15 protein-coding genes and 1 pseudogene are annotated in these 13919 nt (G+C 72.4%); 6 read left to right on the top strand and 10 right to left on the bottom strand.

Features of this window, described 5'->3' with window-relative positions; translation table 11 throughout:
• Nucleotides 1–122: 122 nt before the first annotated feature.
• From DRB89_RS07835 to DRB89_RS07825, 3 genes are all read left to right on the top strand, one after another.
• Nucleotides 123–1439 carry a CBS domain-containing protein gene (locus tag DRB89_RS07835; RefSeq protein ID WP_112448719.1) on the top strand — a complete coding sequence of 439 codons (1317 nt, stop codon included), beginning with the start codon at nt 123–125 and terminating at the stop codon, nt 1437–1439.
• Nucleotides 1440–1644: 205 nt separating this feature from the next.
• On the top strand, nt 1645–2151 hold the full coding sequence (locus tag DRB89_RS07830; RefSeq protein ID WP_204358023.1) for a DUF1003 domain-containing protein: 507 nt from the start codon (nt 1645–1647) through the stop codon (nt 2149–2151).
• Nucleotides 2152–2193: 42 nt separating this feature from the next.
• Nucleotides 2194–3363, top strand: a complete 1170-nt coding sequence (locus DRB89_RS07825; RefSeq protein ID WP_112448717.1) for an Mrp/NBP35 family ATP-binding protein — start codon at nt 2194–2196, stop codon at nt 3361–3363.
• A gap of 85 nt (nt 3364–3448) precedes the next feature.
• On the opposite strand, the gene DRB89_RS07820 is transcribed toward DRB89_RS07825, so the two are convergent.
• The 5 genes and pseudogenes from DRB89_RS07820 to sigE form a co-directional block, all read right to left on the bottom strand.
• Entirely contained in the window at nt 3449–4168 is a 720-nt protein-coding gene (locus DRB89_RS07820; RefSeq protein WP_112448716.1) for a hypothetical protein, read from the bottom strand.
• Between the two features lie 157 nt (nt 4169–4325).
• The gene (locus tag DRB89_RS07815) at nt 4326–4778 is read right to left on the bottom strand and encodes a sec-independent translocase (RefSeq protein WP_112448715.1); all 453 of its coding nucleotides are present in this window, start codon (nt 4776–4778) and stop codon (nt 4326–4328) included.
• Nucleotides 4779–4894: 116 nt separating this feature from the next.
• Nucleotides 4895–5992, bottom strand: a pseudogene (locus DRB89_RS07810) (trypsin-like peptidase domain-containing protein); the annotation flags it as partial.
• Nucleotides 5993–6380: 388 nt separating this feature from the next.
• Nucleotides 6381–7070, bottom strand: a complete 690-nt coding sequence (locus DRB89_RS07805; RefSeq protein ID WP_239516055.1) for a zf-HC2 domain-containing protein — start codon at nt 7068–7070, stop codon at nt 6381–6383.
• On the bottom strand, nt 7067–7846 hold the full coding sequence (gene sigE / locus DRB89_RS07800; protein WP_112448713.1) for an RNA polymerase sigma factor SigE: 780 nt from the start codon (nt 7844–7846) through the stop codon (nt 7067–7069). Before sigE ends, DRB89_RS07805 begins: the two co-directional genes overlap by 4 nt.
• A 143-nt stretch (nt 7847–7989) precedes the next feature.
• Here sigE and DRB89_RS07795 point away from each other — a divergent pair, with 143 nt between their 5' ends.
• A complete protein-coding gene (locus DRB89_RS07795; protein WP_112448712.1) occupies nt 7990–8652 on the top strand; it encodes a class I SAM-dependent methyltransferase in 663 nt (220 codons plus the stop codon).
• A gap of 162 nt (nt 8653–8814) precedes the next feature.
• Here DRB89_RS07795 and DRB89_RS07790 read toward each other — a convergent pair whose 3' ends face one another.
• The gene (locus DRB89_RS07790) at nt 8815–8982 is read right to left on the bottom strand and encodes a DUF3117 domain-containing protein (RefSeq protein WP_003966491.1); all 168 of its coding nucleotides are present in this window, start codon (nt 8980–8982) and stop codon (nt 8815–8817) included.
• 331 nt (nt 8983–9313) lie between these two features.
• On the opposite strand from DRB89_RS07790, the gene DRB89_RS07785 reads away from it, so the two are divergent.
• Nucleotides 9314–10117, top strand: coding sequence for an enoyl-CoA hydratase-related protein (locus DRB89_RS07785; RefSeq protein WP_112448711.1), 804 nt, complete (start codon nt 9314–9316; stop codon nt 10115–10117).
• Between the two features lie 22 nt (nt 10118–10139).
• On the opposite strand, the gene DRB89_RS07780 is transcribed toward DRB89_RS07785, so the two are convergent.
• Entirely contained in the window at nt 10140–10715 is a 576-nt protein-coding gene (locus tag DRB89_RS07780) for a DNA-3-methyladenine glycosylase I (protein ID WP_112448710.1), read from the bottom strand.
• On the bottom strand, nt 10712–11047 hold the full coding sequence (locus DRB89_RS07775; RefSeq protein WP_112448709.1) for a DivIVA domain-containing protein: 336 nt from the start codon (nt 11045–11047) through the stop codon (nt 10712–10714). Before DRB89_RS07775 ends, DRB89_RS07780 begins: the two co-directional genes overlap by 4 nt.
• 76 nt (nt 11048–11123) lie before the next feature.
• On the opposite strand from DRB89_RS07775, the gene folP reads away from it, so the two are divergent.
• A complete protein-coding gene (gene folP / locus DRB89_RS07770) occupies nt 11124–11984 on the top strand; it encodes a dihydropteroate synthase (protein WP_112448708.1) in 861 nt (286 codons plus the stop codon).
• A gap of 13 nt (nt 11985–11997) precedes the next feature.
• On the opposite strand, the gene DRB89_RS07765 is transcribed toward folP, so the two are convergent.
• Both DRB89_RS07765 and dapE read right to left on the bottom strand, forming a co-directional pair.
• Nucleotides 11998–12756: a TIGR00730 family Rossman fold protein gene (locus DRB89_RS07765; RefSeq protein WP_112448707.1), complete on the bottom strand. Its 759-nt coding sequence runs from the start codon at nt 12754–12756 to the stop codon at nt 11998–12000.
• 64 nt (nt 12757–12820) lie between these two features.
• A complete protein-coding gene (dapE, locus tag DRB89_RS07760) occupies nt 12821–13900 on the bottom strand; it encodes a succinyl-diaminopimelate desuccinylase (protein WP_112448706.1) in 1080 nt (359 codons plus the stop codon).
• Nucleotides 13901–13919 lie beyond the last annotated feature (19 nt).

The raw sequence follows: 13919 nt of genomic DNA, 5'->3' as shown, positions 1-13919 counted from the left end.
CGGTCCCCGTGGGGACGCCCGTGCGGACCGCCCCATCAGGAGGTTCGGCGCGGCACGGGCTAACCTGAGGCACGGCAGTACCGGTGATCGACGGATGACGCACGCTCGTAGGAGGCGCTCGGATGGCGGCAGGCGCCCCACGGATCTTCGTCTCGCATCTGTCGGGTGTGCCCGTCTTCGACCCCAACGGCGACCAGGTGGGCCGCGTGCGCGACCTCGTCGCGATGCTCCGGGTGGGCGGCAGGCCGCCCAGACTGCTCGGCCTGGTGGTCGAAGTCGTCAGCCGGCGCCGGATCTTCCTGCCCATGACCCGGGTGACGGGCGTCGCGTCGGGTCAGGTCATCACCACGGGCGTCGTCAACATGCGGCGCTTCGAGCAGCGTCCCACCGAGCGGCTGATCCTCGGTGAACTGCTGGACCGGCGGGTGCGCCTGGTCGCGGACGACGAGGAGGTCACCGTCCTCGACGTGGCCATCCAGCAGCTGCCGGCCCGCCGGGACTGGGAGATCGACCGGATCTTCGTGCGCAAGGGCAAGGCGGGCGCGCTGCGCCGCCGCGGCGAGACCCTGACCGTGGAGTGGTCTGCGGTCACCGGCTTCTCGCTGGAGGAGCACGGGCAGGGCGCCGAGAACCTGGTCGCCACCTTCGAGCAGATGCGCCCGGCCGATGTCGCCAACGTGCTGCACCACCTGACGCCGAAGCGGCGCGCCGAGGTGGCCAGCGCCCTCGACGACGACCGGCTCGCCGACGTCATGGAGGAGCTGCCCGAGGACGAGCAGGTGGAGATCCTCGGGAAGCTGAAGGAGGAGCGCGCGGCCGACGTCCTGGAGGCGATGGACCCGGACGACGCGGCCGACCTGCTGTCCGAGCTGCCCGAGGACGACAAGGAGCGGCTGCTGACGCTGATGCAGCCGGACGACGCGGCCGACGTGCGGCGCCTGCTGTCGTACGAGGAGAACACCGCGGGCGGTCTGATGACGACGGAGCCGATCGTGCTGCGGCCCGACGCCACGGTCGCCGACGCGCTGGCCCGCGTACGGCAGGCGGACCTCTCGCCGGCGCTGGCGGCGCAGGTGTACGTGTGCCGGCCGCCGGACGAGACGCCGACGGGCAAGTACCTGGGGACGGTGCACTTCCAGCGGCTGCTGCGGGACCCGCCGTTCACGCTGGTCAGCTCGATCGTGGACACGGGCCTGGCGCCGCTGCGGCCGGACGCCTCGCTGCCGGTGGTGACCAGCTACCTGGCCGCGTACAACATGGTCGCGGTGCCCGTCGTCGACGAGAGCGGCTCGCTGCTGGGCGCGGTGACCGTCGACGACGTCCTGGACCACCTGCTGCCGGACGACTGGCGGGAGACCGACTTCCACGCCGAGGGCCCCGAGGGACTCGAGGCGTACGAGGATTCCGAGCGCGGGGAAGGGGCCGTCCGTGACCACTGAGCGGGGGCGCGGCGAGCAGTCGGACCGGGAGCCGCGGCGCGAGCGGCGCCGGGAGCAGGTCCGGGAGCGGCGCGAGCGGGCGCGGGCCCAGGCGCGCGAGTACGGGCTCGCCGAGGCCGCCGCGGAGCGGGCGGAACGTTCTTCCTTCGAGCGCGGCGAGCGGGCGAAGGCCGGCCAGTCGGGCCAGTCGACGGGGGCGAGCGCGCTGTCGCGCTCGCGCGCGCGGCTGGACCTGCCGCGCCCGGCCCGCCGGCGGCTGCTTCCCGAATACGACCCCGAGGCGTTCGGCCGGCTCTCGGAGCGGGTCGCGCGGTTCCTGGGCACCGGCCGGTTCATCGTCTGGATGACCGTCGTCATCATCCTCTGGGTGCTGTGGAACATCTTCGCGCCGGAGGATCTGCGCTGGGACCAGTACCCGTTCATCTTCCTGACGCTGATGCTGTCGCTGCAGGCCTCCTACGCCGCCCCGCTGATCCTGCTCGCGCAGAACCGGCAGGACGACCGGGACCGGGTCAACCTCGAGCAGGACCGCAAGCAGAACGAGCGCTCCCTGGCCGACACCGAGTACCTGACGCGCGAGATCGCGGCCCTTCGGATGGGTCTGGGCGAGGTCGCCACGCGCGACTGGATCCGCTCCGAGTTCCAGGACCTGATCAAGGAGATGGACGAGCGGAGGCTATTCCCGGCGGAGAGTGACGAAGGCGACCGCTGACGGCCTTTCCCGAGGCCCGCCGCGGCGCCGTACCATCGGGGCATGGCTACCGACACAAGCTCCGCCGACGCCGCCGCCGTACCCGAGCAGGACGCGATCCTGGACGCGCTGGCGACGGTGAACGACCCCGAGATCCACCGGCCGATCACCGAGCTGGGCATGGTCAAATCGGTGGACATCGGCGCTGACGGCGCGGTCGCCGTCACCGTGTACCTCACCGTGTCGGGCTGTCCCATGCGCGAGACGATCACCAACCTCGTCACCGGGGCCGTGCAGGACGTCCCCGGCGTCACCTCGGTCGCCGTCACGCTGGACGTGATGAGCGACGAGCAGCGCAAGGCCCTCGCGACGACCCTGCGCGGCGGCACCGCCGAGCGCGAGGTCCCCTTCGCCCAGCCCGGCTCGCTGACCCGCGTCTACGCGGTCGCCTCCGGCAAGGGCGGCGTCGGCAAGTCCTCGGTCACCGTGAACCTCGCGGCGGCGATGGCGGCCGACGGACTCAAGGTCGGTGTCGTCGACGCCGACATCTACGGCCACAGCGTGCCGCGCATGCTCGGCGTCAGCGGCCGCCCCACCCAGGTCGAGAACATGATCATGCCGCCGTCGGCGCACGGCGTGAAGGTCATCTCCATCGGCATGTTCACCCCGGGCAACGCGCCGGTGGTCTGGCGCGGTCCGATGCTCCACCGGGCCCTCCAGCAGTTCCTGGCCGACGTCTTCTGGGGCGACCTGGACGTGCTGCTGCTCGACCTGCCGCCGGGCACGGGCGACATCGCGATCTCCGTGGCCCAGCTGGTGCCGAACGCCGAGATCCTCGTCGTGACCACCCCGCAGCAGGCGGCGGCCGAGGTCGCCGAGCGGGCCGGCTCGATCGCCGTGCAGACGCACCAGAAGATCGTCGGCGTCGTCGAGAACATGTCCGGGCTGCCGTGCCCGCACTGCGACGAGATGGTCGACGTGTTCGGCTCGGGCGGTGGCCAGAAGGTCGCCGACGGACTGACCAAGACGGTCGGCGCGTCGGTGCCGGTGCTGGGCTCGATCCCGATCGACGTCCGCCTGCGCGAGGGCGGCGACGACGGCACCCCGGTCGTCCTGTCCGACCCCGACTCCCCCGCCGGCGCGGCCCTGCGCGCCATCGCGGGCAAGCTCGGCGGCCGCGCACGCGGCCTGGCGGGCATGTCCCTGGGCATCACCCCGCGCAACAAGTTCTGACCCGGCCGCGCGGAGGTCCGCGACGCGACGCGAAGGGCACCGCCGCCGGCGGTGCCCTTTCCCGTACCCGGCTACTCGTACGCGGTCACTCGTACGCGGCCAGGTCCCCGATGACCGAGAACCCGAGCCCGTACGCGCTCATCCCCCGCCCGAACGCACCCAGGTGCACCCCGCTGCCGGTCGAGCCGGCGAGCACCCAGCCGAACTCCGACTCCCGGTAGTGGAACGGCGTCGGCTCCCCGTCCACGGGCAGCGACAGCGTCGACCAGTCCTCGCCGCCCAGGTCGTCCGCGAGCTCCCACGCGGCCTCGGTCTGCTGGTCGAGCCAGTCGTTGCGCAGGCTGTGGTCCATCTGCCCGGGCCAGCTGTAGGCCAGCAGCCCCGAGCCGGCCAGCCAGGCCGCCGAGGAGACCGAGGTGGCCTCCAGGACGCCGGTGCCGTCGCCGCTGCGCCGCAGGGGATTGCTGGCGACGGTGACGACCACCGCGAAGCGCTCCTTCTCTCCGGTGGCGATCTCGCCCCGGGCGGAGGGCTCGTCTCCGTGGCCGGTGGAACCGTGCTCCACACGGCCGTCCGCGCCGATGCCCACCTGCATGAGCCAACGGGGGCCGGTGAAGGCGCCGTCCAGCCCGTACCAGGGGAAGTCGGCCCGCAAATAGCCCTCCGCGGCCCGGCGGGCCGCCGGGACGGGCGCGGCAGCCTCGTCGGGCTGCCGGGGCTCCGGATGCTCCTGCGGGTCGGTCTGCGTCTGTGCGGATGCCTCGGCGGGCTGCACGCCTACCCGGCTACTGCTCGTCGTCTCCATCTGAGCGGCCTCTCGTTCCGTGGAGTCCGGAACGGCCCTCCCCCTCGCTTCGCTGGGGGGACCCCCTCGGTCGGGCTTCCTGGTCCGGACTCATGGAGGATAGCCATCCGACCCCGGATCACCGGGCAGGCGGGCGCGCGGGTGGTGTCGGGTGGCGTCAGGTCGCGTCGGCGTCGAAGGGCGTGCGCTGGTCCTGCGCCGGGGCGGCGGGCTTCTTGACCATGTCGGGTCCGGTGCCCTGGGCGGGCGCGGCCGAGTCCGCGATGGCCGGGGCCGGGGCCGGATCGGCCTCCTTGCCGTTCACCGCGTCGGTGACGTCATTGAGCTCCTTGCGGAGGTCAAAACTGCCGCGGATCTCCTTGAGGTCCTCGTTCTCCGTCAGCTGCTTGCGGATGAAGTTCTTCGGGTTCAGGTCCTCGAACTCGAAGTCCTTGAACTCCGGGCCGAGTTCGGAGCGGATGTCCTGCTTCGCACTGTCCGAGAACGCGCGGATCTTCCGGATGACGCCCGTGACGTCCTGGATGACCTTGGGCAGCTTGTCCGGGCCGAAGATGAGAATGGCGAGCACCACGATCGTGACCAGCTCGAGTGCGCCTATGTCGTTGAACACCTTGCCGCTCCTCGGCTCTCTTCACGTCCGGCCCGACACACGGTACCCGGCCGGGTCCACAGGCCAATACACCAGGACCGGCTGATTGCCGGACCGGGTCCCCTTTCACCCTCCCGTCATGATCCGTTCGCCGACCCGAGGACCACCTCCAGCGTGCGCTCCCGTCCGTCGCGCAGCACGGTGAGCGTGAGCGGATCGCCCGGCCGGTGGGCCCGGATCTTGATGACGAGCTCGTCGCCGCCGTGTACGCGCACCCCGTCGACCTTGGTGATCACGTCGCCCGGCTTGATCCCCGCGCGGGCTCCCGGCCCGCCGGCGGTGACGGCCGGCTTCCCGCCCTCGCCCTCGTCCCCCACGCGGGCCCCGTCGCCGGAGTACTGCATGTCGAGGGTGACGCCGATGACGGGGTGCGTGGCGCGGCCGGTGCGGATCAGCTCCTCGGCGACGCGCTTGCCCTGGTTGACGGGGATGGCGAAGCCGAGGCCGATGCTGCCGCGCTGCTGCCCCGAACCCTCGCCGCCGCCGTCGCCGCTGTCGCCGCCGCCCCGGATGGCGCTGTTGATGCCGATGACCTGGGCCTTGGCGTCGAGGAGCGGGCCTCCCGAGTTGCCGGGGTTGATGGGGGCGTCGGTCTGGAGGGCGTCGACGTAGCTGACGTCGCTGCCGTCACCCTTGTCGCCGCCCGCGGTGATGGGGCGGCCGGTGGCGCTGATGATGCCGGCGGTGACGGTGTTGGAGAGGTCGAAGGGGGCTCCGATGGCCACGACCGGGTCGCCGACCTTGACGTTCTCGGAGTTGCCGAGCGCGAGCGGGCGCAGGCCCCGTACGCCGGTGACCTTGACGACGGCCAGGTCGTAGCCGGTGTCGCCGCCGACCAGCTCGGCGGCGACGCTCTCGCCGGTGCTGAAGGTGACCGTTATGTTCTGGGCGCCGTTGACGACGTGGTTGTTGGTGAGGATGTGGCCCTGGCCGTCGAGGACGAAGCCGGTGCCCGTCGAACTGCTCTGCGCCCCCTTGACGTGCAGGGTGACCACGCCGGGCAGCGCGGTGGCGGCGATCCCGGCGACGCTCTCGGGCGCGCGGCCCGTGTCGGCGGCGGCGGCCGCCTGGGGAAGTTCGAGGCGCGTGTTGGCCTGCCGTTCGGCGAGGACGCCGACGTAGCCGCCGATGCCGCCGGCGAGGAGGGCGACCCCGATGCCGAGGGCGAGGCCCCGGCTCAGCCGGATCCCGCGCGGCCCCGCCTTGCCCCGGTCCACCGCCTGCAGCGGCCCCGCACTCCAGGGGTCGTACTTGGGCCCCGTCCCCGGGTCCGCGTCCGACGCGGCCCTCGGGGCCGGTACGGACGCCTCGCGCAGCTCCACGGGCCCGTCGGGCCGGCTCCACCAGCGGGGCACCGGAGCGGGGGCCGGGTCCGGCGCCGGATCGGTCTGCTGACTGTCGGACATGGGCGCTCCCCGCGTACCTGGCTCCGCCGGCCACCGGGGCGGCATGTGCCGCCGATTCAACCAGGTCCGGCCCGCACCCCACCGGCGGGGCGCACACAAAGGCGTTCCCGCGGACGCCCTCCCGGGCGCCCGCGAACGGCGGGCGGGCCGGCGGACGTCAGCGGGACAGCGACACCGGCCGGGCCGAGGGCGTGGCGGACGGCGAGACCGCGGCGGAGGCCACGGGCAGCTCCGCGCGGAGCGTCGGGACCACGCCCGGGTTCGGCATCCGGTTCTCGCGGACCACCGCGTCGAACACGGGCACCACCGGACCCGGACGCGTGGCCGGGGCCTCGCCCCGGGCATTGGGCTCGATCGCGTCCATCGGCAGCGTGCCGCCCAGCGCGATCGCCGCGAGCGACACGGCTCCGGCGGCCACGAAAGCGAACCGGCGCCTCGGCCGGCCGCCCACCTCGTGCCGGCCCACCTCGTGCCGGCCCACCTCGTGTATGCGGAAGCCGGACTGCGGCGCGGCGGCCGCCTCGGGGGGCGCGTAGGCGAAGGAGGAGGAGAAGGGGTCGGCGCCCGGCGGCGGGCCGAAGGGGCCCGACGGGCCTTCGGGGCCGCCTCCCGGCAGTCCCTGCAACCGGGCCAGCAGGCCGGCCGACAGCGGCGGCGGCGCGCTCTCCACGAACATGGCTTTCAGGCGCCGCTGCGCATCGGCCTCGACCTTGCACTTGGGACACGTCGCGAGGTGCGCCAGCACCCGCTCGCGCGCGTCGTGGCTCAGCTCCCCGTCCACGAGGCCGGCGAGCCGGTCGCCCAGGTGTTGTTCGGCAGGCGACGGGGACGGACTGATCCCGCTCACTCGGCTCCGCCCTCTCCCCCGGCGCCGGGGGCGCCCACGGCCACGCCCGCCAGCGCGCGCTGCTCCGCGCGGGCCTCGGGAGACCGGTGCTTGAGCGCCTTGCGCAGGTGCGAACGGCCCCGGTGGATACGGCTGCGCACGGTGCCGAGCTTGACGCCGAGCGTGGCGGCGATCTCCTCGTACGACAGGCCTTCGATGTCGCACAGCACCACGGCGGCGCGGAACTCGGGCGCGAGGGTGTCCAGCGCCTGCTGCACGTCCGCGTCGAAGTGGGTGTCGTGCAGGGCCTGCTGGGGGGAGGGCTCGCGGCTCGGCAGCCGCTCGGCGGCGTCGTCGGCGAGCGCGTCGAAGCGGATGCGCTGCTTGCGGCGGACCATGTCCAGGAACAGGTTCGTGGTGATCCGGTGGAGCCAGCCCTCGAACGTGCCGGGCGTGTAGGTGGACAGCGAGCGGAAGACGCGGACGAAGACTTCCTGCGTCAGGTCCTCGGCGTCGTGCTGGTTGCCCGTCAGCCGGTAGGCCAGGCGGTAGACCCGCGCACTGTGCGTGCTGACGATCTCCTCCCACGAGGGAGGGGTCCACGCCTGGGAGCCCGCATCGGCGGCAAAGCTCGCGGTGGTTGCGGTGTCTGCGGTGCGGAAGCGGTCAGCAATGTCGGTCACGGATTTCGGCTCACCCGCCGACCGGAAGAGGCGTCTGAGGACACCCCGACGATCCACAGGCGCAGCCGCACCTCCCCTGTCGGCTCTGGTGGTGTCCAGCGGATTCCCTACCATAGCCACCCCTCCCGTCAGCTCCGGATAAGTGTTTTTGCAGTAACTTTGCACGGGCTCCGGGTCCCGCACCGCCTTTGTGCTTCTACTGCTCTCAACGCCCGGTCCCATCTGCGGGTTCCCGACTCCAGCGGATACAGTCACCGTTGCGCCAACTATGGGGACAGGAGAGGGTCATTACCGGCAACCGGCAGACGAGCTGGGCGTTCGCCGACGCGTTTGTCGCCGAAGACGACGCTCTGCGATGGGCCCGCGACCGGTCCAGGGAAGCGGGACTGCGCTCCGTCTCCCCCGGCACCGGGGCCGCGCTGCGCCTGCTCGCCGCCACCGCGGACGCCAAGGCGGTCGCCGAGATCGGCACCGGAACCGGCGTGTCCGGCATCCACCTCCTGCACGGAATGCGCCCGGACGGGGTGCTGACCACGGTGGACCCCGAAGTCGACCGGCAGGCCTTCGCCCGCCAGGCCTTCCGCGCCGCGGGCTTCGCCGGCAACCGCGCCCGCTTCATCCCGGGTCGCGCCCTCGACGTACTGCCCCGGCTGACGGACGGCGGGTACGACCTCGTCTTCTGCGACGGGGACCCGACCGAGTCCCTCGACTACCTCGCCGAATCGTTGCGCCTGCTGCGCCCCGGCGGGCTGGTCTGCTTCGAGGGGGTCTTCTCCGACGGCCGCACGGTCGACTCCGCGGCCCAGCCGCCGGAGGTGCTCCGCGTCCGCGAGCTGCTGCGCAGCGTCCGCGAGAGCCCGGCCCTGGAGGCCGCCCTGCTGCCGGTGGGCGACGGCCTGCTGTGCGCGGTCCGGCGCTGAGCGCTCGCTGACCTGCTCGAACCTGCTCGGACCCGCACCGCCCCGACCCGCGCCGACCCGCACCGACCCGCGGAGAACCGGGCGGGGAGACAACACTGCCCCGGGCGCGGTGTGCGACCGGGGCAGTGCAGAGATTTCAGTGCGTCAGTACCCTCGCGAGGGCTAGCCGACGACCTTCTTCAGGGCGTCACCCAGGGCGTCCGCCTCGTCCGGAGTCAGCTCGACGACGAGCCGACCGCCGCCCTCGAGCGGTACGCGCATGACGATGCCCCGCCCCTCCTTGGTGACCTCGAGCGGGCCGTCGCCCGTCCGCGGCTTCATGGCCGCCATGCTCGTTCCCCTTCCTGAAACCAGCTCATCGTCAGCCGACGGCCCCGTTCAGGCGCCTAGTACCCGGCATCGAACACATTGCTTCCAGGCCATTATCCCGCATGTCAGGACCCGATGACCAACATCGGCCGGGAACGCTTGTGCAACGCGCTTGACCAAAACCACTCATTTCGGGGAGCCGCCTGCGATACTTCGCCGCTGCGCCCCGCGCCTGCCGTCCGGTTTGTTTGACGCACATCACATGTGCGACCGAGGTCCGGTCCGCCATGCTGACCCTTGCACCGGCCGGTACCGGCCGGTAGCCAGCCCGCGACGAAGGGGGACCCCCGCCATGGCCGACAGCGTGCTCTACGAAGTGACCGACGGACTCGCGACCATCACGATCAACCGTCCCGACGCCATGAACGCCATGAACACCGAGACCAAGGTCGCCCTGCGCGACGCGGCCCTGGCGGCGGCCGCGGACCCGGCGGTACGGGCGGTCCTGCTCACCGCGGCCGGCAACCGGGCGTTCTGCGTCGGCCAGGACCTCAAGGAGCACGTCGGCTTCCTGGCGGCCGACCGCGAGAGCGGCTCCTCGCTCACCATGAGCACGGTCTCGGAGCACTACAACCCGATCGTCCGCGCGCTGACGCAGATGCCGAAGCCGGTGGTGGCGGGCGTGAACGGCGTCGCGGCGGGCGCGGGCTTCGGCTTCGCCCTGGCGGCGGACTTCCGGGTGGTCGCGGACACCGCGTCCTTCAACACCTCGTTCGCGGGTGTCGCCCTGACGGCGGACTCCGGCGTCTCGTGGACGCTGCCTCGGCTGATCGGGGGGTCGCGCGCGGCGGATCTGCTGCTCTTCCCCCGCTCGGTGAAGGCCCAGGAGGCCCTCGACCTCGGCATCGCGAACCGCGTCGTCCCCTCGGAGCAGCTCGCCGAGGAGGCGGCGTCGGTCGCCAGGCGCCTCGCGCAGGGCCCCACGGTCGCGTACGCGGCCCTGAAGGAGTCCCTGGCCTACGGGGCCTCGCACTCCCTCTCGGAGGCCCTGGACCACGAGGACGTGCTCCAGTCCCGCGCGGGCGCCTCCGAGGACCACGGGATCGCCGTCGCGGCCTTCCTGGCGAAGGAAGCCCCGCGCTACCTGGGGCGCTGACCCCGACCCCGGGACCCGCCCGTCAGGCCGGGTCGCGCGCCACGCAGCGGGCGAGGTGGTCGTTGACCAGTCCGCAGGCCTGCATCAGGGCGTAGGCCGTCGTCGGGCCGACGAAGCGGATGCCCGCCTTCTTCAGGGCCTTGGCCAGGGCCGTGGACTCCGGGGTCACCGCCGGGATCTCGGTGGTGCTCCTCGGGGCCCGGCCCGGTGCCGGGGCGTGGGACCAGACCAGGGCGTCCAGTTCGCCCGCCCGCCACCCGACCAGGGTCTTCGCGTTGGCCAGGGTCGCCTCGATCTTGGCCCGGTTGCGGATGATCCCCTCGTCGCCGAGGAGCCGTTCCACGTCCGGCGCCCCGAACTCCGCGACCGCGGCGATCTCGAAGCCCGCGAAGGCCGCCCGGAACCCCTCGCGCCGGCGCAGGATCGTCAGCCAGGAGAGCCCCGACTGGAACGCCTCCAGGCACAGCCGCTCGTACAGGGCGTCGTCCCCGTGGACCGGACGCCCCCACTCGCTGTCGTGGTAGGTGATGTAGTCCGCGGTGGACAGCCCCCAGGGGCACCGCAGCCCTCCGTCGGGCCCGGCGACGACCCCGCTCACTGATCGGCGGCCTTGGTCAGGCTCACCGGACCGGTCCCGGCCTCCACGGCGGCGCTGAGCTCGGCGATCCGCGCGTCGCGCTCCGCCAGCTCCGCCGCCAGCCGCTCCAGTACGTCGTCCACCTCGGCCATCCGGTAGCCGCGCGGCGCGACCGGCAGCCGCAGCTCGTCGATGTCGGCCCGTACGACGGGTCGGTTCTCCGGCAGGACGTCCGCCACCCGGTCCGGCTCGGCCTCCGGCAGCACGGCCTCGGATCCGCCGCCGATCACCGCCAGGGTGACCGCAGCGACGACCACGATCAGTGCGATGAGCAAGAACGCGAACACGATCAACTCCCCTGAGAGACTCCGGCCACCAGGTTAAGGTCACAGGCGAGGCGCAAGGGCCGCCGAAGGAGGAAAGAGCAGGATGCTGCGACTGGGCAGGCGCGAGTTCGACACCCACGAGCCAGTGATCATGGCCATCGTGAACCGGACCCCTGACTCCTTCTACGACCAGGGCGCGACCTTCCGTGACGAGCCGGCCCTGGACCGGGTCGAGCAGGCGGTCGCCGAGGGCGCGGCGATCATCGACATCGGCGGGGTCAAGGCCGGGCCCGGCGAGCACGTGGACGCGGCCGAGGAGGCCCGGCGCACGGTCGGGTTCGTCGCCGACGTGCGGCGTCGCCATCCGGACGTGGTGATCAGCGTCGACACCTGGCGGCACGAGGTCGGCGAGGCGGTCTGCGAGGCCGGGGCCGACCTGCTGAACGACGCGTGGGGCGGGGTCGACCCCAAGCTCGCGGAGGTCGCCGCGCGCTACGGCGCCGGCATCGTCTGCACCCACGCGGGCGGGGTCGAGCCGCGCACGCGGCCGCACCGGACCTCGTACGAGGACGTCATGGAGGACATCCTGCGCGTCACGGTCGGGCTCGCGGAGCGGGCGGCGGCCCTGGGCGTCCCCCGGGAGTCGATCATGATCGACCCGGGCCACGACTTCGGGAAGAACACCCGCCACTCCCTGGAGGCCACCCGCCGCCTCACGGAGATGACCGCGACGGGCTGGCCGGTGCTGGTCTCGCTGTCGAACAAGGACTTCGTCGGCGAGACCCTCGACAAGCCCGTCAAGGAGCGCCTGCTGGGCACCCTGGCCACCACGGCCGTCTCGGCCTGGCTCGGCGCCCAGGTCTACCGCGTCCACGAGGTCGCGGAAACGCGGCAGGTCCTGGACATGGTCCGCGCCATCCAGGGCCACCGGCCCCCGGCGGTCGCCCGCCGGGGACTGGCCTAGTCCGTACCTCGGGCTACTTGCCGACTTCCTTCGTCACCAGGGCGATGGCCTCGTCCACGTCGTCCGTGACGTGGAACAGGTAGAGGTCCTTCTCCGAGGCCTTGCCCTGCGCGATCACCGTGTTGCGCAGCCAGTCGATCAGGCCGCTCCAGTACTCCGTGCCGAACAGCACGATCGGGAAGCGGGTGATCTTCTGGGTCTGCACCAGGGTCAGGGCCTCGAACATCTCGTCCAGCGTGCCGAGGCCGCCCGGCAGCACCACGAAGCCCTGGCTGTACTTCACGAACATCGTCTTGCGGACGAAGAAGTAGCGGAAGTTCAGCCCGAGGTCGACGTGCTCGTTGAGTCCCTGCTCGAAGGGCAGCTCGATGCCGAGGCCGACCGAGAGGCCATTGGCCTCCCGCGCGCCCTTGTTGGCCGCCTCCATCGCGCCCGGGCCACCGCCCGTGATCACCGCGAAGCCGGCCTCCACGAGCGCGCCGCCGATCCGCACGCCCGCCTCGTACTCCGGCGACCCCGCCGGCGTCCGGGCCGAGCCGAACACGCTGATCGCCGGCGGCAGCTCCGCCAGCGTGCCGAAGCCCTCGATGAACTCCGACTGGATGCGCAGGACCCGCCACGGATCGGTGTGCACCCACTCGGAGGGCCCGGCCGAATCCAGCAGCCGCTGGTCCGTCGTACTGCCGGCCTGCACCTGGCCCCGCCTCCTCAGCACCGGCCCGAGCTGCTGCTCCTCGGGCCGACGACGAGCGGACCCTTCAGGGTTGCCCATGATGTGCTCCCTCCTGCTGATCGTTGGATCAGGTTAGGCGCACAAAGGTGACGAGAAGCGGAATTCAGGAGGTCAGCCAGGCGCGGAGTCGTTCCTCGCAGTGCAGGATCGCCTTCGTCTCCACCCGCTCGTCCACCTTGTGGGCCAGCAGCGCGTCGCCCGGGCCGTAGTTGACGGCCGGGACGCCCAGCGCGCTGAAGCGGGAGACGTCCGTCCAGCCGAACTTCGGCATGGCGCGCCCGCCGACGGCCTCCATGAAGGCCGCCGCGGCCGGGTGGCCGAGGCCGGGCAGGGCCCCGCCCGAGGAGTCGTCGATCACGAACTCGGCGATGTCGCAGTCGGCGAACACCTCCCGGACGTGGGCGACCGCCTCGGCCTCGCTGCGGTCCGGCGCGTAGCGGAAGTTGACCGTCACCGTGCACGCGTCGGGGATGACGTTGTTGGCGACGCCGCCCTCGATGCGGACCGCGTTGAGGCCCTCGTGGTACTCGAGGCCGTCGATCACGGGCCTGCGGGGCTCGTACGCCGCCAGCTTGGCCAGGATCGGGCCCGCCGAGTGGATGGCGTTGGAGCCCATCCAGCTGCGCGCGGAGTGGGCGCGCTCGCCGGCCGTGCGGAGCAGGACGCGCAGGGTGCCCTGGCAGCCGCCCTCGACCTCGGCGTTCGACGGCTCCAGCAGGACCGCGAAGTCGCCGGTCAGCCAGTCGGGGTGGGCTTCGGCGACCTTGCCGAGGCCGTTGAGGTCGGCGGCGACCTCTTCCTGGTCGTAGAAGACGAAGGTGAGGTCGCGGTTGGGCTCCGGCACGGTCGCGGCGATGCGCAGCTGTACGGCGACGCCCGACTTCATGTCGGTGGTGCCGCAGCCCCACAGGACGCCGTTCTCGTCGAGGCGGGAGGGCACGTTGTCGGCGATCGGCACGGTGTCGAGGTGCCCGGCCAGTACGACGCGTTCGGCGCGGCCGAGGCCGGTGCGCGCGACGACGTTGTTGCCGAAACGGTCCACGGTCAGGTGCGGGAGGCCGCGCAGCGCGTGTTCCACGAGGTCGGCGAGTACCTTCTCGTCGCCGCTCACGGAGGGGATGCCGACGAGCCGGGCGGTCAGCTCGGCGGCGTCCTGGGTGAGGTCCAGCTCGGATTCGGACATGGAACTGACCCTAACCGTT

Source organism: Streptomyces sp. ICC4 (genome assembly GCF_003287915.1).
Classification (GTDB): Bacteria; Actinomycetota; Actinomycetes; order Streptomycetales; family Streptomycetaceae; genus Streptomyces; species Streptomyces tritrimontium.
Note: the sequence above shows the minus strand (reverse complement) of the source record. Positions and strands in the feature narration are given on the sequence as shown.